We start from the raw sequence: 20,432 nt of genomic DNA, 5'->3' as shown, positions 1-20,432 counted from the left end.
AGAACATTATGAAAAAAATCATTTCACTAACGCTTCTACTAATACCCCTTATCTCATTTGCTGATGCATGCATCAGAAGCGGAAATGTATATGATGATTTATCCTGCACCGATCAAGAACTAGCCAAATCAAAGAAGGATCTTAATTCAATTTATCAAAAATTATATGCATCCACACAGTATAAGGATGCGCTTGAGCAATCACAGAAGGCCTGGCTCAACTATAGAGAAAAGCAGTGTAACGGTTATATTGCCGCCGAGGCCTCGCAATCCCAAGGTGCCGGCCCGGGACTAATTACGAAAGATTGCCTCGTCACGATCACCAAACAACGAGTTGATTATTTGAAAACTCTTCTCGAGAAATAGTAAGTTGTTATGATGAATCTAATCCGCGTCGGCGATGACACAGACCACGGCGGCAAAGTCGAAACGGGCTCCACGACGATGCGCTTCGACGGTCGCTTCGTCGCACGCAAGGGTGATCGCGTGTCGTGTCCGCAGCATCCCGACGTGTCGCCCAACATCATTGAGGAAGGTGATCCGTCGATGACGGACGGCGGCATTCCGATCGCCCGGCACGGCCATCGTGCTACCTGCGGCTGTCACCTGATTTCCAGTCTCACCTGAGCGGCGGCGAAAGCGGGTCGCTCGCGGTCACGAAAAATTGAGACTGCACAATCAGGGCGCATAAAACTGCATAGAAGAATCGCCGCGTCAGTCGCGGCGCGGGCCGCACCGGGCGGCCCGACGCGCCCGGTGCATGCGTGCATAAAAACTGCTCGTTTTTGCGGGCAGGTGGTAAGCGCGAAATTCTCCGCACATAGCCGGCGCGGCTGAATCAATCCACGATTGCGTCCGCAGACTTGAATTGCGGACGCAAATGATGACCGACACTGACTTTGACTTTCTCCCTCTGCGAGTGACCCGGACGTGCGCGGATGGCAAGCATCGATACGATCCGGAGGGCAAGCGTAAGTTGATCGAAGCCTGCCGCCAACCGGGCGCGTCATTGGCTGGTCTGGCACTGAAGGCTGGGGTCAATGCGAACCAGTTACGCAAATGGGTACAGCTGCAAGAACGACGGGAAGTTACCGGCGTTTCACGTGATGCTATCGCGCAAGCACCGTCAGCCTTCGTGCCGGTCGTCTTGATCGACGAGTCACCGGTATCGACTCCTGCGGAATCGGCACTACCATCCCCGCAGCCGTCGCTGCAACGAGAGTCGCACCGTCCGTCGCCGCGAGCTGCACCGCTGGCGCGCTTGTCGGCGACACTGCCTAACGGTGTCGTGCTTGAGCTCGAATGCTCTGGGCGAGATACCTCGCTGGTCACGGCGATGATTGCCGCGCTGGGAGCGGGCTGATGTTCCGCTTCGACCACGACCTGAGGATCTACCTGCATCGCGAGCCGATCGACTTCCGGGCCGGACTGAATACGCTGGTGACGATGGTCGAACAGTCGATGCAGCTTGATCCGCTCGCACGAGCCGTCTTCGGATTCCACAACCGGAAACGGGATCGGGTAAAGCTGTTGCTCTATGACCGGGCCGGCTTCTGGCTGATGTTGAAACGGCTCGAGGTGGACCGTTTCGCCTGGCCCCGTCGTCAGCAGGCCGTGATCGAGCTCACGGTCGACCAGCTCCACCTGCTGCTCGACGGCGTCGATCTCGACGCGCTGCGTCCGCATCCCGCACGACAGTACTGCTTCACGAGTTGAGGCGCGGTATTGCGAACGTTGTTGGTCAACAACGGCCGTCCCGGCTGTTACACATCTCCGTAAACCTGTGCGACACCGCGCTTCGCTATCGTGAAGCGCATGAAAGCCGATCTCGCCCGATTGCCGCAGGCCGCCAAGGCCTACATCCACGAACTCGAAGCCGGTCTCGCCGAGCGCGATGCCAGGATCGACGAACTGACCAGGCGCCTGGATGCGCTGGAAGAGCAATATCGTCTCGCGTTGGCCCGGCAATACGCGCCGAAGAGCGAGAAGCGCAAGGATCGCGTGTTCAACGAGGCCGAGCAGGCTGCCGACGCCGAGCCTGTCGACGAGGACGACAGTGACGTGCCTTCGCTGCCGGACACCGGGTTGCCAGAGCTCGACAAGCCCGAGCCCCGTAAGCGAGGCCGCAAGCCGCTGCCTGCGGATCTGCCGCGCGAACGCATCGAGTACGATCTGCCCGAAGACCAGAAGACCTGCCCGTGCTGCGGCAAGGCCCTGCATCGCATGGGCGAGGACGTCAGCGAGCAACTGCACATGGAGGTCAAGGTGTCGGTGCTGCAGCACGCGCGTGCCAAATATGCGTGCCGACACTGCGACGGCGTGCGTACGCCGATCATGGTCGCGTCGATGCCGGCGCAGCCCCTGCCTGGCAGCCATGCCAGTCCGTCGATGATCGCCGCCGTCACGGCAGGCAAGTACGTGGACGGCACGCCGCTGTACCGGATGGAGGATGTGCTCGCGCGCTCGAACATTGCGGTCAGCCGCGGTACGCTGGCGAACTGGATCATCCGCCCCGCCGAACTGCATTACAAGCGGATCTACGATGCGCTCAAGCAGGTTCTGCGCAGCCAGTGGTTGATCCACGGCGATGAGACCACGGTCCAGGTGCTCAAAGAAAAGGATCGAAAGGCGCAGGACACGTCGTATATGTGGGTTTACCGAAGCGCTGCGGACAGCGAGCAGCCGGTCGTGCTGTTCGAGTATCAACCTGGGCGCGGTGGGGAGCATCCGCGTGCCTTCCTCGGTGACTACGCCGGCACGCTGATGACGGACGGCTGGCCTGCATGGCGCACGATCAAGACGGCGACGCATCTTGGATGCCTCGCGCACGCGAGGAGGCTGTTTACGGACGCGCTCAAGGGCCAGAAGAACAAGCCGAGCCCCCGCATCACGAAAGCCCTCGAGTTCTTCCAGGCGCTGTATCAGGTCGAGGGGCTGGCGAAGCAGACGGTTCCTGAAGGCGAAATGCTGACCGATTACCGGTATCGCCTGCGGCAGCAGCACAGCGTGCCGTTGTTGACGGCCTTCAAGGTGTGGCTCGACGAGCTGTTCTGCCGCAGAGCTTGCTCGGCGAGGCGATCGGATACTGCCGCCGGCAATGGCAGTATCTGATCCGCTACGTAGACGACGGCCGTCTGCCGCTTGATAACAACGTCATCGAGCGCGACATCAGGCCGTTTGCCACTGCGAGAAAATCGTGGTTGTTCAGCGACACAGTCGCCGGCGCGAAGGCAAGCGCGGTGGTCTACAGCTTGATGCTTACATGTCGCGCCTGCGGCGTCGAACCGCGCGCCTGGTTGCTACACGTGCTGACCGAATTGCCACAGCGCGCCGCAGACGCGGACATCAGCGACCTGCTGCCGTTCAACTACGCGAAGCGGCAAGCCGAGGCGAGCGTGAGTTGACGCACCAAGCACGCTTCGACCACCACGTCGGCGCGCACTATCGAAACCCAGATGTGGACATCGTCGGTCGATCCCGACCAGCGCGATGCAGCTATGCTCGCCCATCAGCCGCAAATGATTCTCCATTCGGTGTGCTGAATTTACCGCTTACGGCAGGTGGGGCGGGGTCACAACTGCGCGCGCCGGGTCTGAATCATCATCGCGCGGGCAGGGTCCGGCCCTTGGGATGGGCCCACCCGCGCGCAAGGCGGCCCGCCACGGCCCCGCGGCGAGCTGATCCGACCCTTGGGGGGTGCATCCGGGCGGCGGCCGCCCTGAGGCGCCCTATTCCGCCAACGCCGCGCACGGACGACGGACGCAAAAAAGCCGCCGGCACCGAAGTGCGCGGCGGCTTTGCTTTGCCGGTCGCGGCGTCGGGCGTCAGCCCTTCGGCGTCTCGAAGTCTTTGAAGCGCACGACCTCGATGCCGAGCCAGTCGTTCACCTCCCGCAATCGTGCCTTCAGCGGTTCGATCTCGAGCTCGTTGAACACCTCGGCCGCGTCGTGCACGTTGCCGAACCCGCCGGCGTTCGACGGGATGATCCCCATCAATTGCGGCGGCACGCGGCGTCTTGACGAAGGTTGCCATGTAGCTGTTCTGAGAGCTGACTGTACCGAAAATGTACTTTTCAACGCCCAGAAAGCACAAGGGGTTACGCGAAACTCACGTAACCCCTTGATTTCATTGGGGCTTTACGGATCGCGACGTCGGTCAACGGCATAAGGCATCTACCTTACAGCCCTAGGGGGCACTTTTCCCGGGGGCATTTGCCAGACTACGAAGATTCCCCCGGAGGTGCCCCCACATGCCCCCGGATTCAAACGGGCATCGCTGGACAACGCTGGAATAAAAAAACCCGTGAAGCCTTATGCTATCACGGGTTTCTGGATTTCCGAGGACTTCCTCAGATGAGTGTTTGGTGCCGGCTGCAGGACTCGAACCCGCCACCTGATGATTACAAATCAACTGCTCTGCCAGATGAGCTAAGCCGGCGTTGGGCCGGAAATTCTACCTCATTTCACGATCTTGAGGCGAGGCCGGCTGCCTTTCGCTCCATCGCCGTCACCATCGGACTTCGGCAGTTCGTCCGCCGGTTCGCCGGCCTCGGGCACCGCCTCGGCCGGAACGACGTGAGCACCGGCATCGTCACCCGCTTCCTCCGCAGCAAGCGCGCCGCCGCCCTCGGCATCGCCGGAATCCGCGGCGACATCGACCTGAAACGCCATCCCCTGCCCGTTCTCGCGCGCATAGATCGCGAGCACGTTCGCGACGGGCACCTCGATCTTGTGCGCCTTGCCCGAGAATCGCGCGGTGAACTCGATCCATTCGTTGCCCATCTGCAGTTGGCTCGTCGCCTCGAAGCTGATGTTCAACACGATCTCGCCGTCGCGCACGAACTGGCGCGGCACGCGCGTCGACTTGTCGACCCGCACCGCGATGTGGGGCGTATACCCGTTATCCGTGCACCACTCATACAGCGCGCGCAGCAAATACGGCTTCGTGGAAATCTCTTGCATCGCCATCCTCGAACGAAAACGGACGCGGCAGCAATGCCGCCGCATCCGCTCCCCAGTCACATACAGCTTAACGACGCATGACCTTTTCGGACGGCGTCAGCGCTTCGATATAGGCAGGACGGCTGAAAATCCGCTCTGCGTACTTCATCAGCGGCGCGGCGTTCTTCGACAGCTCGATCCCGTAGTGGTCGAGACGCCACAGGAGCGGCGCGATCGCGACGTCGAGCATCGAGAACTCCTCGCCAAGCATGTATTTGTTCTTCAGGAAGATCGGCGCGAGCTGCGTCAGGCGATCGCGGATCGCGAGGCGCGCCTTCTCGTGGCTCTTCTCGGCGGCCTTGCCTTTCTCGTTCTCGAGCGTGCTCACGTGCACGAACAGCTCCTTCTCGAAGTTGAGCAGGAACAGGCGCGCGCGCGCGCGCTGCACCGGGTCGGCCGGCATCAGTTGCGGGTGCGGGAAGCGCTCGTCGATATACTCGTTGATGATGTTCGATTCGTACAGGATCAGATCACGTTCGACGAGAATCGGCACCTGTCCGTACGGATTCATCACCGCGATGTCTTCCGGTTTGTTGAACAGGTCGACGTCGCGAATCTCGAAATCCATGCCCTTTTCGAACAGCACCAGCCGGCAACGCTGGGAGAACGGACAAGTCGTGCCGGAATACAGAACCATCATGTTTGCGTTTCCTCAAAAAGCCGAGGGCCAGCGCGCGGAAAAACCCCTTGCAGGCTCTTCCTTGCGCTGGCCCCACGCCAGTCTCGGCGTGATTACTTGATATCTTTCCAGTAGGCGGCATTGAGCCGCCATGCGAGGAACGTCAGGACACCAAGGAACAGCAGCACCCACACGCCGAGGCGCTTGCGGGTCTGCTGCGCCGGCTCGGACATCCAGTTCAGGTACGCGACCAGATCGCCGACGGCGGCATCGTAATCCGCCGGCGCGAGCGTCCCGGGCGTCACCTGCTGGAACCCGACGAGCTTGCGCACTTTCTCGCCCGTTTCCTCGTCCGTCTTTTCCTCGAATTTTGCATTGCGCTCCCCCTGAAGCTGCCACAGCACATGAGGCATGCCGACGTTCGGGAACACAGCGTTGTTCCAGCCCGTCGGGCGCGTATCGTCGCGGTAAAAAGTGCGCAGATACGTGTAGAGCCAATCACGGCTGCGGGCGCGCGCTTCGACGGAAAGATCCGGCGGCGCTACGCCGAGCCAGGTCTTCGCGTCTTCCGGCCGCATCGCAACGGTCATCGTGTTGCCGACCTTGTCGGTCGCGAACAGGAGATTCTTCTCGATCTCCTTCTGCGGGATGCCGAGATCCGTCAGCCGGTTGTAGCGCATCAGGTTCGCACTATGGCAATTCAGGCAATAGTTTACAAACAATTGCGCGCCATGCTGCAAGGAGACGAGATTCTCCGTGTTATCGGGTGGCCGGTCGAGCGGAAATTCCCCCTCTTCGGCCCGCACGGATACGCTCGTCAGCAGACATGCCGACACAATAAACATTGCGAGCGTCGAAAGCAATTTCTTCATACGAATTCCCTCTCGCTCACGTCAATGGGATTTGAACCGCACGCGTTCGGGCGGCTGCTTGAAGGTGCCGAGCGTCGTCCAGAACGGCATGCCGAGGAAGAACGCGAAGTACACGAGCGCGCACACCTGCGCGATCAGCGTCGCGGCGGGCGAAGGCGGTCGCGTGCCGAGGAACGCGAGCGTCAAAAACACGATGACGAAGATTCCGAAGAACACCTTGTGGAAGAACGGCCGGTAGCGGATCGATTTCACCGGGCTGCGGTCGAGCCACGGCAGGAAGAACAGCGTGACGACGGCCCCGCCCATCACGACGACGCCCCAGAACTTCGATTCGGTGAAGTACATGAAAACGACGAGCGCCGCGGCGAGCACGGGCAACGCGATCTTCCACTTGCCGCGCGCGCGAGCGAGCGCGAGGAGGCCGAGCGCCGCGATCACGATCATCAGCACGATCTTGAACGGGTCGGTCGTCGCGCGCAGCATCGCGTAGAACGCGGTGAAGTACCAGACGGGCGCGATCTCGGGCGGCGTCTGCAGCGGGTTCGCCGGGATGAAGTTGTTCGCTTCGAGGAAGTAGCCGCCCATCTCCGGCATGAAGAACACGATCAGCGCGAACACCATCAGGAACACGCAGACGCCGAAGAAGTCGTGCACCGAGTAGTACGGGTGGAACGGAATGCCGTCGAGCGGCACGCCCTTCTCGTCCTTCTTCTCCTTGATCTCGATGCCGTCCGGGTTGTTCGACCCCACTTCGTGCAGCGCGATCAGGTGCGCGACGACGAGCAGCAGCAGCACGAGCGGAATCGCGATCACGTGGAACGCGAAGAAGCGGTTCAGCGTGACGTCGGACACGACGTAGTCGCCGCGAATCCACAGTGACAGATCCGGGCCGATGAACGGGATCGCCGAAAAAAGGTTCACGATCACCTGCGCGCCCCAGAACGACATCTGGCCCCACGGCAGCAGGTAGCCGAAGAACGCCTCGGCCATCAGGCACAGGAAGATCGCGCAGCCGAAGATCCACACGAGCTCGCGCGGCTTGCGGTACGAGCCGTACAGCAGGCCGCGGAACATGTGAAGGTAGACGACGACGAAGAACATCGACGCGCCCGTCGAGTGCATGTAGCGGATGAGCCAGCCCCACGGCACCTCGCGCATGATGTACTCGACCGACGCGAACGCGAGCGCCGAATCGGGCTTGTAGTTCATCGTCAGGAAGATGCCGGTGACGATCTGGTTGACGAGCACGAGCAGCGCGAGCGACCCGAAGAAATACCAGGCGTTGAAGTTCTTCGGCGCGTAGTATTCGGAAAGATGCTGCTTCCAGGTGGAAGTGAGGGGAAAGCGCCGGTCGACCCAGCCGAGCAAGCCTGTTGTGGAGATCTCTTTGTTATCGGTCGCCATTTACGCTTCTCCTTTCTCGTCCTTGCCGATCACGATCGTCGTGGCCGACGTGAACATGTAAGGCGGAACGTCCAGATTCTGCGGGGCCGGCTTGTTCTTGAAGACCCGTCCGGCGAGGTCGTAGGTCGAGCCGTGGCACGGGCATAGGAAGCCGCCCGGCCAATCGTCGGGAAGGTTCGGCTGCGGCCCCGGCGTGAAGCGCTGGCTCGGCGTGCAGCCGAGGTGCGTGCACACCGCCATCACGACGAGAATGTTCTTGTGGTCGGCTCTCGACCGGTATTCGTTCGCGCAATACTCGGGCAACGGCATCGAGTACGTCGATTTCGACAGCGGATCGGCGACTTCCTTGTCCGCCTTGACGACGTCGGCGAGCATCGCATCGGTGCGATTCAGCACCCACACGGGCTTGCCGCGCCAGGGAACCGTGAGCATCTCGCCCGGCTTGAGCGCGCTGATGTCGACTTCGACCGGCGCGCCGGCCGCCTTGGCCCTGGTGGACGGCGCCAACGACGCCGCGAAAGGTATCACGGTTGCGACGCCACCGACGCCGCCCGCAACCGATGTCGCAATCAGCCATGTCCGGCGGCTGCTGTCGACGTGTTCCTCTTCTTTGTCTCGCATCCCACGCCCCAATTCCGAGTTGGATATCCGTCACGACATTTCACACCGCCGCTAGTTTGCTCGAATGGAGTCGGCATTTACAAGACCCGGACGTTAAATACCTCCTGAAGCTATTATTAATCAAGGGTTTCCCCGAGCTATCGAGATTCCCGTTCCGATAATTTGCGAAATGTACGCCGCATCACATTTTGTTTAGGATGCAGTGCGACAATTTGTTCGATTAAACCGGGTTATGAATATCGATAAAGATATGCTCGAGGTCAAAACGCTCCGATAAATGCTGACCGAGCGCCTGGATGCCGAAACGCTCGGTTGCATGGTGCCCCGCCGCAACGAATGCAACGCCGCTCTCGGCCGCCGCATGCGTCACGTGCTCGGACACCTCGCCCGTCAGGAACACGTCGGCGCCCGCGTCGATCGCCGCGTCGAAGTAGCTCTGCGCGCCGCCCGTGCACCACGCGACGCGGCGCAGTTGCTGATCCGAATCGCCGAGCACGAGCGGCGTGCGGCCGAGCGTATTCTCGACCTTCGCGGCGAAGTGCTCGAGCGTGACGGGCATCGACAGCGTTGCGAGCCAGCCGAGGTCCTGGTCGCCGAAATGCGCGTCGCCGATGAGGCCGAGGCGCTCGCCGAGCTGCGCGTTGTTGCCGAGCTCGGGATGCGCGTCGAGCGGCAAGTGGAACGCGAACAGGTTCAGGTCGTTCGCGAGCAGGCGCTTCAGGCGCTGGTACTTGCGGCCCGTGATTTGCGGCGCCTCGTTGCGCCAGAAGTAGCCGTGATGGACGAGCACCGCGTCCGCGCCCCATTCGAGGGCGCGATCGAGAAATGCGAGCGAAGCCGTCACGCCGGTGGCGATTTTTTCAATCTTTCGACGGCCCTCCACCTGGAGGCCGTTCGGGCTGTAGTCCTTGAACCGCCCGATTTCGAGGGTATTGTTCAAGTACAATTCAAGTTCGATCCGATCCATATAAACCTCTAGTATCTTCAAATGCTTAGACGCTTCTGGCTGTTCTTCGCCCAAGCGGTGACGGTGCTGCTCGCACTGATGTTCATCGTGGCGACGCTCAAGCCGCAATGGCTCCAACGGCAGGGCCAACTCGGCAAACAGCTCGCGGCGCCGATCGTCGCGCTGCGGGAAGTCGCGCCCGGCGTCGGCGGCGCGCCTGCTCAATCCTCGTATGCGGACGCCGCGCAAAAGGCGATGCCCGCCGTCGTCAATGTGTTCTCCAGCAAGGACGGTTCGCTGCCGCCCGATCCGCGCGCGAAGGATCCGCTCTTTCGCTATTTCTTCGGCGATCGCAACGCGCGCCGGCAGCAGGAGGAGCCCGCGGCCAACCTGGGGTCGGGCGTCATCGTAAGCTCGGAGGGTTACATTCTAACGAACCAGCACGTCGTCGACGGCGCGGACCAGATCGAAGTCGCGCTCGCCGACGGCCGCACGGCCACCGCGAAGGTGATCGGCAGCGATCCGGAAACCGATCTCGCGGTGCTCAAGATCAACATGACGAACCTGCCGACGATCACGCTCGGCCGCTCGGACCAGGCGCGGATCGGCGACGTCGTGCTCGCGATCGGCAACCCGTTCGGCGTCGGCCAGACGGTCACGATGGGGATCATCAGCGCGCTCGGGCGCAACCACCTCGGCATCAACACGTTCGAGAACTTCATCCAGACCGACGCGCCGATCAACCCGGGCAACTCGGGCGGCGCGCTCGTCGACGTGAACGGCAACCTGCTCGGCATCAACACGGCGATCTACTCGCGCTCGGGCGGCTCGCTCGGCATCGGCTTCGCGATTCCCGTGTCGACCGCGCGCAACGTGCTCGAGAGCATCATCACGACGGGCACCGTCACGCGCGGCTGGATCGGCGTCGAGCCGCAGGACGTGACGCCCGAGATCGCCGAATCATTCAGCCTCGCGCAAAAATCGGGCGCGATCGTTGCGGGCGTGCTGCAGGGCGGCCCGGCCGACAAGGCGGGAATCAAGCCGGGCGACATTCTCGTGTCGATCGACGGCGAGGAAATCACCGACACGACGAAGCTGCTGAACGTCGTCGCGCAGATCAAGCCCGGCACGCCGGCGAAGGTGCACGTCGTGCGCAAGGGCAAGGAGCTCGACGTGACGGTCGTGATCGGCAAGCGGCCGCCGCCGCCGAAGCAGGCGCTCGACGAGCAGAACAGCGACGAGGAGGAGTGAGCGCCGGCGAGACCGGCAGGCGCCAATTCCGGTCGCCCGCCGACGCCCGCCAATGACGCCCGTCAGTTCGCCGCGGCCTTGCTCTCGTCCTCATCCTTCGCGGGCGGCTTCACGAAAAGCCGTGCCGCGATGATCCCGGCCTCGTACAGCAGCACGAGCGGCAGCGCGAGCATCAGTTGCGAGAACACGTCGGGCGGCGTCACGACGGCCGCGACGACGAACGCGCCGACGATCACGTACGGCCGGATTTCCTTGAGCTTGCGCACGGTCAGCACGCCCATCCGCACGAGCAGCACGACGACGATCGGCACCTCGAACGTCACGCCGAACGCGACGAACATCCCGAGCACGAAGCTCAGGTAATTGTCGATGTCGGTCGACATCTCGGCGCCGAGCGGCGCGTTGTAGTGCGCCATCACGCGGAAGATCGTCGGAAACACGAGGAAGTACGCGAACGCCATCCCGCAGAGGAACAGCACATAGCTGCTGCCGACGAGCGGCAGGACGAGCTTCTTCTCGTGCTGATAGAGCCCAGGAGCCACGAACGCCCAGATCTGGTACAGCACGACCGGCAGCGCGATCACGAGCGCGACGAGCATCGTCACCTTCATCGGCACGAAGAACGAGCCGGTGACGTCGGTCACGATCATCTTGCCGCCCTTCGGCAGGTTCTCCATCAGCGGCCGCGCGAGCAGCCGGAAGATGTCGGGCGCCCAGTAGACGAGCCCGAGGAACACGACGATCACGGCCGCGCCCGCCCGGATGATGCGGTCGCGCAGTTCGACGAGATGGGAGATGAAGGTTTCTTCCGGACCTTCGTCCGGATTGTGCTGGGGGTCGCTCACACCGGCCCTCGGTTGAAATGACTAGCGCGAATCATCGATCAGAAGAAACGCGCGGGACGGCGCAGGCTCGACGGCTGATGCCGCGCAACACGCGCGGCGCCCGACTGCACCTGCGTGCGACGCAACGTTGCGCGCTTGTACCAGACTGGCGTCGCCGTCTTCTTCACGCGCCAGTTGCGGCGCTTCGCCGGCGCGGCGGCGACAGTGCGCCACGACGCTCCGTCGGACACCGCGGCCAGGCCGCCGGACGCGTCGGCGGCAGCCGGATCGCCCGACGACACCGCCGAATTCCACGCGGCGTTCAGATCGCGCTCGTGCTCGCGCAGGTTGTCGTGGATCGTGTTCTCGACGTTGTGCGCGGCCTGCTCGAAATCGCTCTTCATCGTGCGCAGCGCATCGAGTTCGATCTCGCGCGAGACTTCCGCCTTCACGTCGTTGATGTAGCGCTGCGCGCGCCCGAACAGCGCGCCCGCCGTGCGCGCGACGCGCGGCAGCCGCTCGGGGCCGAGCACGACGAGCGCGACGACGCCGATCAGCGCCATCTTCGAAAGACCGAGATCGAGCATCGCGACGCTCCGTCAGTTTCCGCGCGTCACGCCTTGTTCGAATCCGACGAACGCGCCGCATCCTTCGCGTCGACGTTCACCGAGCCCGAGCGCGGCAGTTGCTGCGGGTCGGCGGGCGTTTCGCTCTCCTTCATGCCGTCCTTGAAACCCTTGACCGCACTGCCGAGATCGTTGCCGATGTTGCGCAGCTTCTTCGTGCCGAACACCAGCGCGACGATCAGCAACACGATCAGCCAGTGCCAAATACTCAATCCGCCCATGATGAAACTCTCCTAAACCTCGCCGGTCTCGCGGCGCAAATCGCCGGCCCGTGCCGGCTTCGTTCGGATGACGGGCCACCCGCCATCTCATCCCATCCGGCGCCACGGACGCGGCCCGGCCAGAATATGCGCGTGCAGGTGATAGACCTCCTGCCCGCCGCCCGGCCCGGTATTGATCACCGTCCGGAACCCGGTTTCGCCGCCCGTATACGCGCAGCCCAACTGCTCGGCGAGCCGCGCGACGAGAACCATCATTCTACCAAGCAGCGGCGCGTCGTCCGCGGTGACGGCGGACAGCGTCGCCATATGCTTGCGCGGTATCACGAGCACGTGCGTGTCGGCCGCGGGCCGGATGTCCCGGAAGGCGACGAACTCGTCGTCCTCGTACACTTTCGTGCTCGGAATCTCGCCTGCCGCGATCTTGCAGAACAGGCAGTTCGGGTCGTGACTCATCGCGCTCCCCGACGCGTTCCCCGCGGCGTCAGAACCACGCCTGCGGATCGAGCGTCTTGTTGTCGTTCAGGTACAGCCAGCCTTTGATGATACGGTACAGCGTCCAGATCCACACCGCGCCCAGCACGATGAAGCCGATCCCGACGAACAGCAGCGCAAAGCCGATCAGATACGCGATCAGCGCGCGCCAGAACGTGCGGATCTGCCATTCGAAATGCGCCTGATACGCGGTGCCGACCGCATCGTCGCGCTTCACGTAGTTGATGATGATCGCGACGATGCCCGTGATGCCGCCCGTCAGCCAGTGAATCGCGTACAGCAGATAGAGGATGTGCGTCAGCGTGCGCAACGATTGCTGGCGTTCGCTCTCGGTCGCGCCCTGGTACGACGGCGGAAATTGGTTCGGCGACTCCGGCATGATGCTATTCCCCTTTGATGACAAATCTTGCGCGGCGTGCGGCCGCATCGGCTCACCCGCCGTTTTCCTCGCGCTCGCGGCGCTTGCGCAGCGCCTTTTCCTCGATGCCCGACATCCCTTCACGGCGTTCGAGCTCGGCGATCACGTCAGCGGGGCTCAGGTCGAAATGCGACAGCGCGACGAGGCAGTGGAACCACAGGTCCGCAACCTCGCCGACGAGCGCGGACGGCGCGCCGCCCTGGCGCACGTCCTTCGCGGCGAGCACGACTTCCGTCGCTTCCTCGCCGATCTTCTTCAGGACCGCGTCGTCGCCCTTGTCAAAGAGGCGCGACACGTACGATTGCTCGGGATCGCCGCCCTTGCGGCTGTCGATCACGGCGGCGAGGCGCAGCAGCGTGTCTTCGATCGTCGATTGCGTCATTTGTAGATATGTTCGGGATCTTTGAGCACCGGATCGACCGCGACCCATTCGCCGTCGTCGACGGTGCCCTCGAATTTCTGGAAAAAGCACGAGCGCCGGCCCGTGTGGCACGCGATGCCTTCGACCTGCTCGACCTTCAGCAGCACGACGTCCTCGTCGCAGTCGAGGCGCACCTCGCGCACGTGCTGCACGTGGCCCGATTCCTCGCCCTTGAACCACAGGCGCTGCCGCGAGCGCGAGTAGTACACCGCGCGCTTCAGCTCGATCGTCTTCGCCAGCGCATCGCGGTTCATCCACGCGAACATCAGCACGTCGTTCGTCGCCGCGTCCTGCGCGATCACCGGCACGAGGCCGTTCGCGTCCCAGCGGACCTTGCCCAGCCAGTCGCCCGGCTTCGCTCGTTCGTTCATCACAACCTCACTGCAATGCCGCGCGCGGCCATGAAACGCTTCGCCTCGCCGACCGTGTGCTCGCCGTAGTGGAAGATGCTCGCGGCGAGCACGGCGTCCGCGTGGCCTTCGGTGATGCCGGCCGCGAGGTGCTCGAGCGAGCCGACGCCGCCCGACGCGATCACGGGCACGGGCACCGCGTCCGACACCGCGCGCGTGAGCGCGAGATCGAAGCCCGCCTTCGTGCCGTCGCGGTCCATGCTCGTCAGCAGGATCTCGCCCGCGCCGAGCTCGGCCATCTTGCGCGCCCATTCGACCGCGTCGAGGCCCGTGCCCTTGCGGCCGCCGTGCGTGAAGACTTCCCAGCGCGGCGGCTCGCCGTCGGCCGACACGCGCTTCGCGTCGATCGCGACGACGATGCACTGCGAGCCGTACTTGTCCGCGGCGTCGCGCACGAGCTGCGGATTGGCGACCGCCGACGAGTTCATGCTGACCTTGTCCGCGCCGGCGTTCAGCAGGCGCCGCACGTCTTCGACCGCACGCACGCCGCCGCCCACCGTGAGCGGAATGAACACCTGCGACGCGACCGCCTCGATGATCGGCAGGATCAGGTCGCGGCCGTCCGACGTCGCGGTGATGTCGAGGAACGTGAGTTCGTCGGCGCCTTGTTCGTCGTAGCGCCGAGCGATCTCGACGGGGTCTCCCGCGTCGCGCAGTTCGACGAAATTGACGCCCTTGACGACGCGCCCGGCGGTCACGTCGAGACAGGGGATGATGCGTTTAGCTAGAGCCATGATGTTGCGCGGCATGCCGCGGGTAATGCCGCCCGCGCGGAGCGGACGGCTTGGCGAAAAGGCGTCGTGCCGAGACGGCGCGTCAGGCGTCGTCGAGCTCGCCGTTCAGTTCGTCCGCGCGCTTTTGCGCGGCGGCGAAATCGAGGTCGCCCGAGTAGATCGCCCGGCCGCAGATCACGCCTTCGATGCCCTCGTCTTCCACTTCGCAGAGCTTCTCGATGTCGACGATGTTCGACAGGCCGCCGCTCGCGATCACCGGAATGCCGACCGCCTGCGCGAGCTTCACTGTCGCCTCGATGTTGATGCCCTGCAGCATCCCGTCGCGGCCGATGTCCGTGTAGACGATCGACTCGACGCCGTAGTCCTCGAACTTCTGCGCGAGATCGATCACTTCGTGGCCCGTGAGCTTGCTCCAGCCGTCGGTGGCGACCTTGCCGTCCTTCGCGTCGAGGCCGACGATGATGTTGCCCGCGAACGCGCTGCACGCGTCGCGCAGGAAGCCCGGGTCCTTCACCGCCGCCGTGCCGATGATCACGTACGACAGGCCCGCGTCGAGATACTTCTCGATCGTCTCGAGGCTGCGGATGCCGCCGCCGAGCTGCACGGGGATTTCGTCGCCGACTTCGCCGAGGATCGCCTCGATCGCCTCGAGATTCTTCGGCTTGCCGGCGAACGCGCCGTTCAGGTCGACGAGATGCAGGCGCCGCGCCCCGAGATCGACCCATTTACGGGCCATCGCCGCGGGATCCTCGGAAAAAATCGTTGCCTGGTCCATATCGCCTTGTTTGAGGCGCACACACTGACCGTCTTTAAGATCGATGGCCGGAATCAGCAGCATAGCAATCGGGTGTTGTCAGGGAAAAATGAAGAGATCAAAAGGCGTGCGCCGGCCCATCCGGCGCGATGCCGTCTCGCTAGTTTAGTACAACTCTTTCTGCGTATCCGCTCGCGAAGCCCGTGCGGCGGGCGTTTTGCGCGCGCCGGGTGTGGCTCTCGCGCCACGTTCAGGGGTTCCAGTGAACAAAATTCCGGTACAGCCGCAGCCCCACTTCGGCGCTCTTTTCCGGGTGAAATTGGGTCGCGAAGAGATTGTCGCGCGCGACCGCGGACGTGAAGACGCCGCCGTACCGGGTTTCGCCCGCGGTGTGCGCCGGGTTGTCCGGCACCACGTAATAGCTGTGCACGAAATAGAAATACGCATCGTCCGGCACGCCTTCCCATAACGGGTGCGGCTGCGTCTGATGCACCCGGTTCCAGCCCATCTGCGGCACCTTGAAGCGCGAGCCGTCGTCCTGCAGCCGGCCTTCGAGGTCGAACCGCAGCACCTTGCCGGGCAGCAGGCCGAGGCCCTTCGTGTCGCCTTCGGCGCTCCAGTCGAACAGCATCTGCTCGCCGACGCACACGCCGAGGAGCGGCTTCGTGCGCGACGCCTCGACCACCGCCTCCTGCAGCCCGGACTCGCCGAGGCACCGCATGCAGTCGGGCATCGCGCCCTGGCCCGGCAGCACCACGCGGTCCGCCGCGCGGATCGCTTCGGGCCTGTCGACGATCTTCACGTCGGCCGAGGGCTCCGCCTTCATGAGCGCCTGCGCGACCGAGCGCAGGTTGCCCATTCCATAATCCACAATCGCAATCGAAGTTTTCATGTCAGTGCAGGCAACAATGCCTTCAGTCCGTCGACGATGAATTCCACCGCCAGCGCCGACAGCATCAATCCCATCAGACGCGTGACGATGTTGATGCCGGTGCGGCCGATCCAGTGCGCGATCGGCTCGGCGAGCCGCATCGCAAAGAAACAGATGAGCGCGAGCGCCGCGCCGATCGCGACGAGCCCGAGCCGGTCGTACCAGTGCCGGGCGTTCGCCGCGTAGACGATCGCCGTGCTGATCGAGCCCGGCCCCGTCAGGAGCGGAATCGCGAGCGGCACGACGGCCACGCTGTTCTTCGACTCCGCCTCGTCGCGCTCCTCGGGCGTCGACCGGGTATTGCCGATCTGCGCGTTCAGCATCGAGATCGCCATCAGCAGCATGATGATCCCGCCGCCGACTTCGAGCGAGCCCACCGAGATTCCAAAGAAATCGATGATCTGCTGGCCGAGCAGCGTCGTCACCGCGATCACGCAGAACACCGAGACCGCCGCGATGCGGATCGTGCGCCGCCGCTCGGCTTCCGCCTGCTGGGCGGTGAGGCTCAGAAAAAACGGCACAGCGCCGAGCGGATTGATCAGCGCGAGCAGGGAAATGAACGATTTGAGCAGATCCATCGCAAGCCGGCGCAGCCGCCGCGGCCAATGGGGTCGCAATAAGGTCGTTTCGGCTCCGGCCGGAAATCAGAGGCTGCCCTTCGTCGACGGAATCTGCCCCGCCGCGCGCTCGTCGAGCTCCACCGCCATCCTGAGCGCGCGGCCGAACGCCTTGAACACGGTCTCGAGCTGATGGTGCGCATTGACGCCGCGCAGGTTGTCGATATGCAGCGTCACCCCCGCATGATTGACGAAGCCGCGGAAGAACTCGATCGACAGGTCGACGTCGAACGTGCCGATCCGCGCGCGCGTGAACGGCACGTGGAATTCGAGGCCCGGACGCCCGGAGAAGTCGATCACGACGCGCGACAGCGCCTCGTCCAGCGGCACGTACGAATGGCCGTAGCGGCGGATGCCCTTCTTGTCCCCGACTGCCTTTGCAACGGCCTGGCCGAGCGTGATGCCGACGTCCTCGACCGTATGGTGGTCGTCGATGTGCGTATCGCCATGCGCTTCGATGTCGAGATCGACGAGACCATGGCGCGCGATCTGATCGAGCATATGGTCGAGGAACGGGACGCCCGTCGCAAGCTTCTGCTTGCCGGTGCCGTCGAGGTCGAGCTTCACACGGATCTGCGTTTCGCTGGTGTTGCGAACGACTTCCGCCACGCGCATGGTGATTCCTTGCATTGACTGAGGTAAATGGGGGACGGGAAAGACGGCGCCCCGGCGTGGCCCGTCAGGGCAGCGCCAGCTTCAGTGCGGCCAGCAGGCGCGCGTTTTCTTCGGGAGACCCAACCGTTACGCGCACGCAATTGGCGAGCAATGGGTGCATTTTACTCACGTTTTTGATCAATACCCGCTCGGTCAAAAGGATGTCGAACACGGCGGCCGCGTCCGGCACCCGCACGAGCAGGAAATTGCCCGCGCTCGGGAACACGGTCGCGCCCGGCAGCGCGCCGATCGCGTGCGCGAGCGTGGTGCGCGCGTCGCGTAGCTGCGCGGCCTGCGCGTCGAGCACGTCGAGCCGCTCGAGCAGAAACCCGGCCGCCGCCTGCGTCAGCACGTTCACGTTGTACGGCGGGCGCACCTTGTCGAACTGCGCGAGCCACGCGGGCAGCCCGGCCAGATAGCCCAGGCGGATGCCCGCGAGGCCGAGCTTCGACATCGTGCGCATCACGACGACGTTGTCGAACTCCGCCGCGCGCGGCAGCCAGCTACGCTGCGCGAACGGCTGGTACGCCTCGTCGATCACGACGAGGCTCGTGTTGGCCGCCGCGACGATCCGCTCGATGTCCTCGTCCGGGTACAGCGTGCCCGTCGGGTTGTTCGGGTACGCGAGATAGACGAGCGCAGGCCGGTGCTCGGCGATCGCCGCGAGCATCGCGTCGATGTCGAGCGTCAGGTCCGCGCGAAGCGGCACGCCGACGAACTCGAGCTGCGCGAACTTCGCCGACAGCTCGTACATCACGAAGCCCGGCACCGGCGCGAGCACCTTCGCGCCCGGCTTCGCGCACGCCATCGCGAGCATGCTGATGATCTCGTCCGAGCCGTTGCCGAGCAGCACGTCGCATGCGGCGGGCACGCCCATCACGGCGCGCAGCCGGTCGATCAGCGCGGCGGGACGCGGCGCCGGATAGCGGTTCAGCGCGACGTGCGCGAGCCGCTCGCCGAGCTCGGCCGCGAGCGGCGTCGGCAGCGAATACGGGTTCTCCATCGCGTCGAGCTTCACGAAGCCCGTCGCGTCCGGCACCGGGTAGCTCGTCATCGCGAGCACGTCGCGGCGGATGATGTCTTCTGGCGTAGTCATGGTGGCAACGGCGCGCGGGCGCCGGCATGGCCCTGGCCGAGGCGGCTCGCGCGGCGCATCGGTCGCGCCGCGCGAGCCGCCTCGCCAGGCAGTCTCGGGTTGTCGTCTTTTTGGGCTGGTCTCGTCTCGCGCAACCTGCGCGCTGGCTTACCGTTAGCCTTTCTGGCGGTCGCCCGCCCCTTTCATCCGATACTCGGCGCTCTTCGCGTGCGCCTGCAATCCCTCGCCGTACGCGAGCTCGGACGCGATCTCGCCGAGCGTGTGCGCGCCTTCGGCGCTCACCTCGATCACGCTCGAGCGCTTGAAGAAATCGTACACGCCGAGCGGCGACGAGAAGCGCGCGGTGCGCGACGTCGGCAGCACGTGATTCGGGCCCGCGCAGTAGTCGCCCAGGCTCTCGCTCGTGTAGCGGCCGAGGAAGATCGCGCCCGCGTGGCGGATCTGCTTGCCCCATTGGTGCGGCTCGAGCGCGGAGATCTCGAGGTGCTCGGGCGCGATGTCGTTCGCGATCTTGCACGCCTCGGCCATGTCGCGCACCTTGACGAGCGCGCCGCGCCCTTCGAGCGACGCGCGGATCACGTCCTCGCGCGGCATCGTCGGCAGCAGCTCGTCGATCGCCCTCTCGACGCGCTCGATGAACGCGTCGTCCGGGCACAGCAGGATCGATTGCGCGAGCTCGTCGTGCTCGGCCTGCGAGAACAGGTCCATCGCGACCCACGACGGATCGGTCGTGCCGTCGCACAGCACGAGGATCTCGGACGGCCCGGCGATCATGTCGATGCCGACCGTGCCGAACACGCGGCGCTTCGCCGATGCGACATACGCGTTGCCCGGCCCGCAGATCTTGTCGACGGCGGGCACCGTTTGCGTGCCATACGCGAGCGCGGCCACCGCCTGCGCGCCGCCGATCGTGAACACGCGATCGACGCCGCCCAACAGCGCCGCGGCGAGCACGAGATCGTTCTTCACGCCGTCCGGCGTCGGCACGACCATCACGATCTCGCCGACGCCCGCGACGCGCGCCGGAATCGCGTTCATCAGCACCGACGACGGATACGCCGCCTTGCCGCCCGGCACGTACAGGCCGACGCGATCAAGCGGCGTCACCTTCTGGCCGAGCACGGTGCCGTCGGCCTCGGTGTACTGCCAGCTATGGCTGCCGCACTCGATCTTCTGCTTCTCGTGGTAGCCGCGCACGCGCGCGGCCGCCGCCTCGAGCGCCGCGCGACGCTTCGGCTCGAGGCCCTCGAGCGCCGCTTCCAGCTCGCCCTGCGGCAGCTCGAGCGCCGCGACGCTTGCCGCGTTCAGCCGGTCGAAGCGATTCGTGTAGTCGAGCACCGCGGCGTCGCCGCGCGCCTTCACGTCCGCGAGAATCTGCGCGACCGAGCGCTCGATCGCGTCGTCTTCGCTCGCCTCGAACGCGAGCACCGCGCGCAGTTCGGCCGCGAAGCCTTCGCTTGCCGAATCGAGTTTGCGTATCTTGATAGCCATGCTGTCATCCGTTCCGGTAATGCGCCGAAAA

The 20,432-nt window shown here is 64.2% G+C and carries 25 protein-coding genes, 1 tRNA gene and 2 pseudogenes; 6 read left to right on the top strand and 22 right to left on the bottom strand.

What is annotated here, in order from left to right; translation table 11 throughout:
• Positions 1 to 8 precede the first annotated feature (8 nt).
• The 5 genes and pseudogenes from AQ610_RS32350 (at position 9) to tnpC (ending at position 3,403) form a co-directional block, all read left to right on the top strand.
• Positions 9 to 365, top strand: coding sequence for a lysozyme inhibitor LprI family protein (locus AQ610_RS32350; RefSeq protein WP_080595253.1), 357 nt, complete (start codon positions 9 to 11; stop codon positions 363 to 365).
• 9 nt (positions 366 to 374) lie between these two features.
• Positions 375 to 626, top strand: a complete 252-nt coding sequence (locus AQ610_RS02060; RefSeq protein WP_006029376.1) for a PAAR domain-containing protein — start codon at positions 375 to 377, stop codon at positions 624 to 626.
• 256 nt (positions 627 to 882) lie between these two features.
• Positions 883 to 1,362 carry an IS66-like element accessory protein TnpA gene (tnpA, locus tag AQ610_RS32345; RefSeq protein WP_231748961.1) on the top strand — a complete coding sequence of 160 codons (480 nt, stop codon included), beginning with the start codon at positions 883 to 885 and terminating at the stop codon, positions 1,360 to 1,362.
• Positions 1,362 to 1,715 carry an IS66 family insertion sequence element accessory protein TnpB gene (tnpB, locus tag AQ610_RS02055; protein WP_006029374.1) on the top strand — a complete coding sequence of 118 codons (354 nt, stop codon included), beginning with the start codon at positions 1,362 to 1,364 and terminating at the stop codon, positions 1,713 to 1,715. The genes tnpA and tnpB overlap by 1 nt, the downstream gene beginning before the upstream one ends.
• Positions 1,716 to 1,814: 99 nt before the next feature.
• Positions 1,815 to 3,403 (top strand): annotated as a pseudogene (gene tnpC / locus AQ610_RS02050) (IS66 family transposase).
• Positions 3,404 to 3,823: 420 nt separating this feature from the next.
• Here the strand turns inward: tnpC and AQ610_RS35715 are convergent.
• The 8 genes and pseudogenes from AQ610_RS35715 to AQ610_RS02015 form a co-directional block, all read right to left on the bottom strand.
• A pseudogene (locus AQ610_RS35715) lies at positions 3,824 to 4,084 on the bottom strand (hypothetical protein); the annotation flags it as partial.
• A 276-nt stretch (positions 4,085 to 4,360) separates the two neighbouring features.
• A tRNA-Thr gene (locus AQ610_RS02045) sits at positions 4,361 to 4,436 on the bottom strand.
• A 20-nt stretch (positions 4,437 to 4,456) separates the two neighbouring features.
• A complete protein-coding gene (locus tag AQ610_RS02040; protein WP_043283306.1) occupies positions 4,457 to 4,960 on the bottom strand; it encodes a ClpXP protease specificity-enhancing factor in 504 nt (167 codons plus the stop codon).
• 67 nt (positions 4,961 to 5,027) lie between these two features.
• Positions 5,028 to 5,639, bottom strand: a complete 612-nt coding sequence (locus tag AQ610_RS02035; RefSeq protein WP_004185176.1) for a glutathione S-transferase N-terminal domain-containing protein — start codon at positions 5,637 to 5,639, stop codon at positions 5,028 to 5,030.
• Positions 5,640 to 5,731: 92 nt separating this feature from the next.
• Positions 5,732 to 6,490, bottom strand: a complete 759-nt coding sequence (locus AQ610_RS02030; RefSeq protein WP_006029369.1) for a cytochrome c1 — start codon at positions 6,488 to 6,490, stop codon at positions 5,732 to 5,734.
• Between the two features lie 21 nt (positions 6,491 to 6,511).
• Positions 6,512 to 7,894 carry a cytochrome b gene (locus AQ610_RS02025; RefSeq protein ID WP_009913761.1) on the bottom strand — a complete coding sequence of 461 codons (1,383 nt, stop codon included), beginning with the start codon at positions 7,892 to 7,894 and terminating at the stop codon, positions 6,512 to 6,514.
• Positions 7,895 to 8,515, bottom strand: coding sequence for a ubiquinol-cytochrome c reductase iron-sulfur subunit (petA, locus tag AQ610_RS02020; RefSeq protein ID WP_009913762.1), 621 nt, complete (start codon positions 8,513 to 8,515; stop codon positions 7,895 to 7,897).
• Positions 8,516 to 8,735: 220 nt separating this feature from the next.
• Entirely contained in the window at positions 8,736 to 9,482 is a 747-nt protein-coding gene (locus tag AQ610_RS02015) for a Nif3-like dinuclear metal center hexameric protein (protein WP_009913764.1), read from the bottom strand.
• Between the two features lie 21 nt (positions 9,483 to 9,503).
• On the opposite strand from AQ610_RS02015, the gene AQ610_RS02010 reads away from it, so the two are divergent.
• Positions 9,504 to 10,712: a Do family serine endopeptidase gene (locus AQ610_RS02010; RefSeq protein WP_009913766.1), complete on the top strand. Its 1,209-nt coding sequence runs from the start codon at positions 9,504 to 9,506 to the stop codon at positions 10,710 to 10,712.
• A gap of 62 nt (positions 10,713 to 10,774) precedes the next feature.
• On the opposite strand, the gene tatC is transcribed toward AQ610_RS02010, so the two are convergent.
• The 14 genes from tatC to hisD form a co-directional block, all read right to left on the bottom strand.
• Positions 10,775 to 11,557 carry a twin-arginine translocase subunit TatC gene (gene tatC / locus AQ610_RS02005; protein ID WP_006029364.1) on the bottom strand — a complete coding sequence of 261 codons (783 nt, stop codon included), beginning with the start codon at positions 11,555 to 11,557 and terminating at the stop codon, positions 10,775 to 10,777.
• A gap of 38 nt (positions 11,558 to 11,595) precedes the next feature.
• Complete coding sequence (tatB, locus tag AQ610_RS02000; protein ID WP_006029363.1) at positions 11,596 to 12,123, bottom strand: Sec-independent protein translocase protein TatB; 528 nt, start codon at positions 12,121 to 12,123, stop codon at positions 11,596 to 11,598.
• Between the two features lie 26 nt (positions 12,124 to 12,149).
• Positions 12,150 to 12,383, bottom strand: a complete 234-nt coding sequence (tatA, locus tag AQ610_RS01995; protein WP_009913767.1) for a Sec-independent protein translocase subunit TatA — start codon at positions 12,381 to 12,383, stop codon at positions 12,150 to 12,152.
• 87 nt (positions 12,384 to 12,470) lie between these two features.
• Positions 12,471 to 12,836, bottom strand: coding sequence for a histidine triad nucleotide-binding protein (locus AQ610_RS01990; protein ID WP_006029361.1), 366 nt, complete (start codon positions 12,834 to 12,836; stop codon positions 12,471 to 12,473).
• A 28-nt stretch (positions 12,837 to 12,864) separates the two neighbouring features.
• Positions 12,865 to 13,254 carry a DUF4870 family protein gene (locus tag AQ610_RS01985; protein ID WP_006029360.1) on the bottom strand — a complete coding sequence of 130 codons (390 nt, stop codon included), beginning with the start codon at positions 13,252 to 13,254 and terminating at the stop codon, positions 12,865 to 12,867.
• A gap of 52 nt (positions 13,255 to 13,306) precedes the next feature.
• Complete coding sequence (locus AQ610_RS01980) at positions 13,307 to 13,675, bottom strand: phosphoribosyl-ATP diphosphatase (protein WP_006029359.1); 369 nt, start codon at positions 13,673 to 13,675, stop codon at positions 13,307 to 13,309.
• Complete coding sequence (gene hisI / locus AQ610_RS01975; RefSeq protein ID WP_009913768.1) at positions 13,672 to 14,085, bottom strand: phosphoribosyl-AMP cyclohydrolase; 414 nt, start codon at positions 14,083 to 14,085, stop codon at positions 13,672 to 13,674. The genes AQ610_RS01980 and hisI overlap by 4 nt, the downstream gene beginning before the upstream one ends.
• Entirely contained in the window at positions 14,085 to 14,858 is a 774-nt protein-coding gene (hisF, locus tag AQ610_RS01970) for an imidazole glycerol phosphate synthase subunit HisF (RefSeq protein ID WP_009913770.1), read from the bottom strand. Before hisF ends, hisI begins: the two co-directional genes overlap by 1 nt.
• An 82-nt stretch (positions 14,859 to 14,940) precedes the next feature.
• Positions 14,941 to 15,696, bottom strand: a complete 756-nt coding sequence (gene hisA / locus AQ610_RS01965; RefSeq protein ID WP_009888536.1) for a 1-(5-phosphoribosyl)-5-[(5-phosphoribosylamino)methylideneamino]imidazole-4-carboxamide isomerase — start codon at positions 15,694 to 15,696, stop codon at positions 14,941 to 14,943.
• Positions 15,697 to 15,862: 166 nt separating this feature from the next.
• A complete protein-coding gene (gene hisH / locus AQ610_RS01960) occupies positions 15,863 to 16,504 on the bottom strand; it encodes an imidazole glycerol phosphate synthase subunit HisH (protein WP_009913772.1) in 642 nt (213 codons plus the stop codon).
• Complete coding sequence (locus AQ610_RS01955) at positions 16,501 to 17,121, bottom strand: YchE family NAAT transporter (protein WP_006029354.1); 621 nt, start codon at positions 17,119 to 17,121, stop codon at positions 16,501 to 16,503. The genes hisH and AQ610_RS01955 overlap by 4 nt, the downstream gene beginning before the upstream one ends.
• 66 nt (positions 17,122 to 17,187) lie before the next feature.
• On the bottom strand, positions 17,188 to 17,775 hold the full coding sequence (hisB, locus tag AQ610_RS01950) for an imidazoleglycerol-phosphate dehydratase HisB (RefSeq protein ID WP_009913773.1): 588 nt from the start codon (positions 17,773 to 17,775) through the stop codon (positions 17,188 to 17,190).
• A gap of 64 nt (positions 17,776 to 17,839) precedes the next feature.
• On the bottom strand, positions 17,840 to 18,910 hold the full coding sequence (hisC, locus tag AQ610_RS01945) for a histidinol-phosphate transaminase (RefSeq protein WP_006029352.1): 1,071 nt from the start codon (positions 18,908 to 18,910) through the stop codon (positions 17,840 to 17,842).
• Positions 18,911 to 19,063: 153 nt separating this feature from the next.
• Positions 19,064 to 20,401, bottom strand: coding sequence for a histidinol dehydrogenase (gene hisD / locus AQ610_RS01940; protein ID WP_006029351.1), 1,338 nt, complete (start codon positions 20,399 to 20,401; stop codon positions 19,064 to 19,066).
• Between the last annotated feature and the right edge of the window lie 31 nt (positions 20,402 to 20,432).

Source organism: Burkholderia humptydooensis (assembly GCF_001513745.1).
GTDB classification, from domain to species: Bacteria; Pseudomonadota; Gammaproteobacteria; order Burkholderiales; family Burkholderiaceae; genus Burkholderia; species Burkholderia humptydooensis.
Note: the sequence above shows the minus strand (reverse complement) of the source record. Positions and strands in the feature narration are given on the sequence as shown.

Excerpts from the sequence above, each read along its gene's own strand:
- AQ610_RS32350 (WP_080595253.1), top strand. The coding sequence starts at position 9 with ATGAAAAAAATCATTTCACTAACGCTTCTACTAATACCCCTTATCTCA.
- AQ610_RS02060 (WP_006029376.1), top strand. The coding sequence starts at position 375 with ATGATGAATCTAATCCGCGTCGGCGATGACACAGACCACGGCGGCAAA.
- tnpA (WP_231748961.1), top strand. The coding sequence starts at position 883 with ATGACCGACACTGACTTTGACTTTCTCCCTCTGCGAGTGACCCGGACG.
- tnpB (WP_006029374.1), top strand. The coding sequence starts at position 1,362 with ATGTTCCGCTTCGACCACGACCTGAGGATCTACCTGCATCGCGAGCCG.
- AQ610_RS02040 (WP_043283306.1), bottom strand. The coding sequence starts at position 4,960 with ATGCAAGAGATTTCCACGAAGCCGTATTTGCTGCGCGCGCTGTATGAG.
- AQ610_RS02035 (WP_004185176.1), bottom strand. The coding sequence starts at position 5,639 with ATGATGGTTCTGTATTCCGGCACGACTTGTCCGTTCTCCCAGCGTTGC.
- AQ610_RS02030 (WP_006029369.1), bottom strand. The coding sequence starts at position 6,490 with ATGAAGAAATTGCTTTCGACGCTCGCAATGTTTATTGTGTCGGCATGT.
- AQ610_RS02025 (WP_009913761.1), bottom strand. The coding sequence starts at position 7,894 with ATGGCGACCGATAACAAAGAGATCTCCACAACAGGCTTGCTCGGCTGG.
- petA (WP_009913762.1), bottom strand. The coding sequence starts at position 8,515 with ATGCGAGACAAAGAAGAGGAACACGTCGACAGCAGCCGCCGGACATGG.
- AQ610_RS02015 (WP_009913764.1), bottom strand. The coding sequence starts at position 9,482 with ATGGATCGGATCGAACTTGAATTGTACTTGAACAATACCCTCGAAATC.
- AQ610_RS02010 (WP_009913766.1), top strand. The coding sequence starts at position 9,504 with ATGCTTAGACGCTTCTGGCTGTTCTTCGCCCAAGCGGTGACGGTGCTG.
- tatB (WP_006029363.1), bottom strand. The coding sequence starts at position 12,123 with ATGCTCGATCTCGGTCTTTCGAAGATGGCGCTGATCGGCGTCGTCGCG.
- tatA (WP_009913767.1), bottom strand. The coding sequence starts at position 12,383 with ATGGGCGGATTGAGTATTTGGCACTGGCTGATCGTGTTGCTGATCGTC.
- AQ610_RS01990 (WP_006029361.1), bottom strand. The coding sequence starts at position 12,836 with ATGAGTCACGACCCGAACTGCCTGTTCTGCAAGATCGCGGCAGGCGAG.
- AQ610_RS01985 (WP_006029360.1), bottom strand. The coding sequence starts at position 13,254 with ATGCCGGAGTCGCCGAACCAATTTCCGCCGTCGTACCAGGGCGCGACC.
- AQ610_RS01980 (WP_006029359.1), bottom strand. The coding sequence starts at position 13,675 with ATGACGCAATCGACGATCGAAGACACGCTGCTGCGCCTCGCCGCCGTG.
- hisI (WP_009913768.1), bottom strand. The coding sequence starts at position 14,085 with ATGAACGAACGAGCGAAGCCGGGCGACTGGCTGGGCAAGGTCCGCTGG.
- hisF (WP_009913770.1), bottom strand. The coding sequence starts at position 14,858 with ATGGCTCTAGCTAAACGCATCATCCCCTGTCTCGACGTGACCGCCGGG.
- hisA (WP_009888536.1), bottom strand. The coding sequence starts at position 15,696 with ATGCTGCTGATTCCGGCCATCGATCTTAAAGACGGTCAGTGTGTGCGC.
- hisH (WP_009913772.1), bottom strand. The coding sequence starts at position 16,504 with ATGAAAACTTCGATTGCGATTGTGGATTATGGAATGGGCAACCTGCGC.
- AQ610_RS01955 (WP_006029354.1), bottom strand. The coding sequence starts at position 17,121 with ATGGATCTGCTCAAATCGTTCATTTCCCTGCTCGCGCTGATCAATCCG.
- hisB (WP_009913773.1), bottom strand. The coding sequence starts at position 17,775 with ATGCGCGTGGCGGAAGTCGTTCGCAACACCAGCGAAACGCAGATCCGT.
- hisC (WP_006029352.1), bottom strand. The coding sequence starts at position 18,910 with ATGACTACGCCAGAAGACATCATCCGCCGCGACGTGCTCGCGATGACG.
- hisD (WP_006029351.1), bottom strand. The coding sequence starts at position 20,401 with ATGGCTATCAAGATACGCAAACTCGATTCGGCAAGCGAAGGCTTCGCG.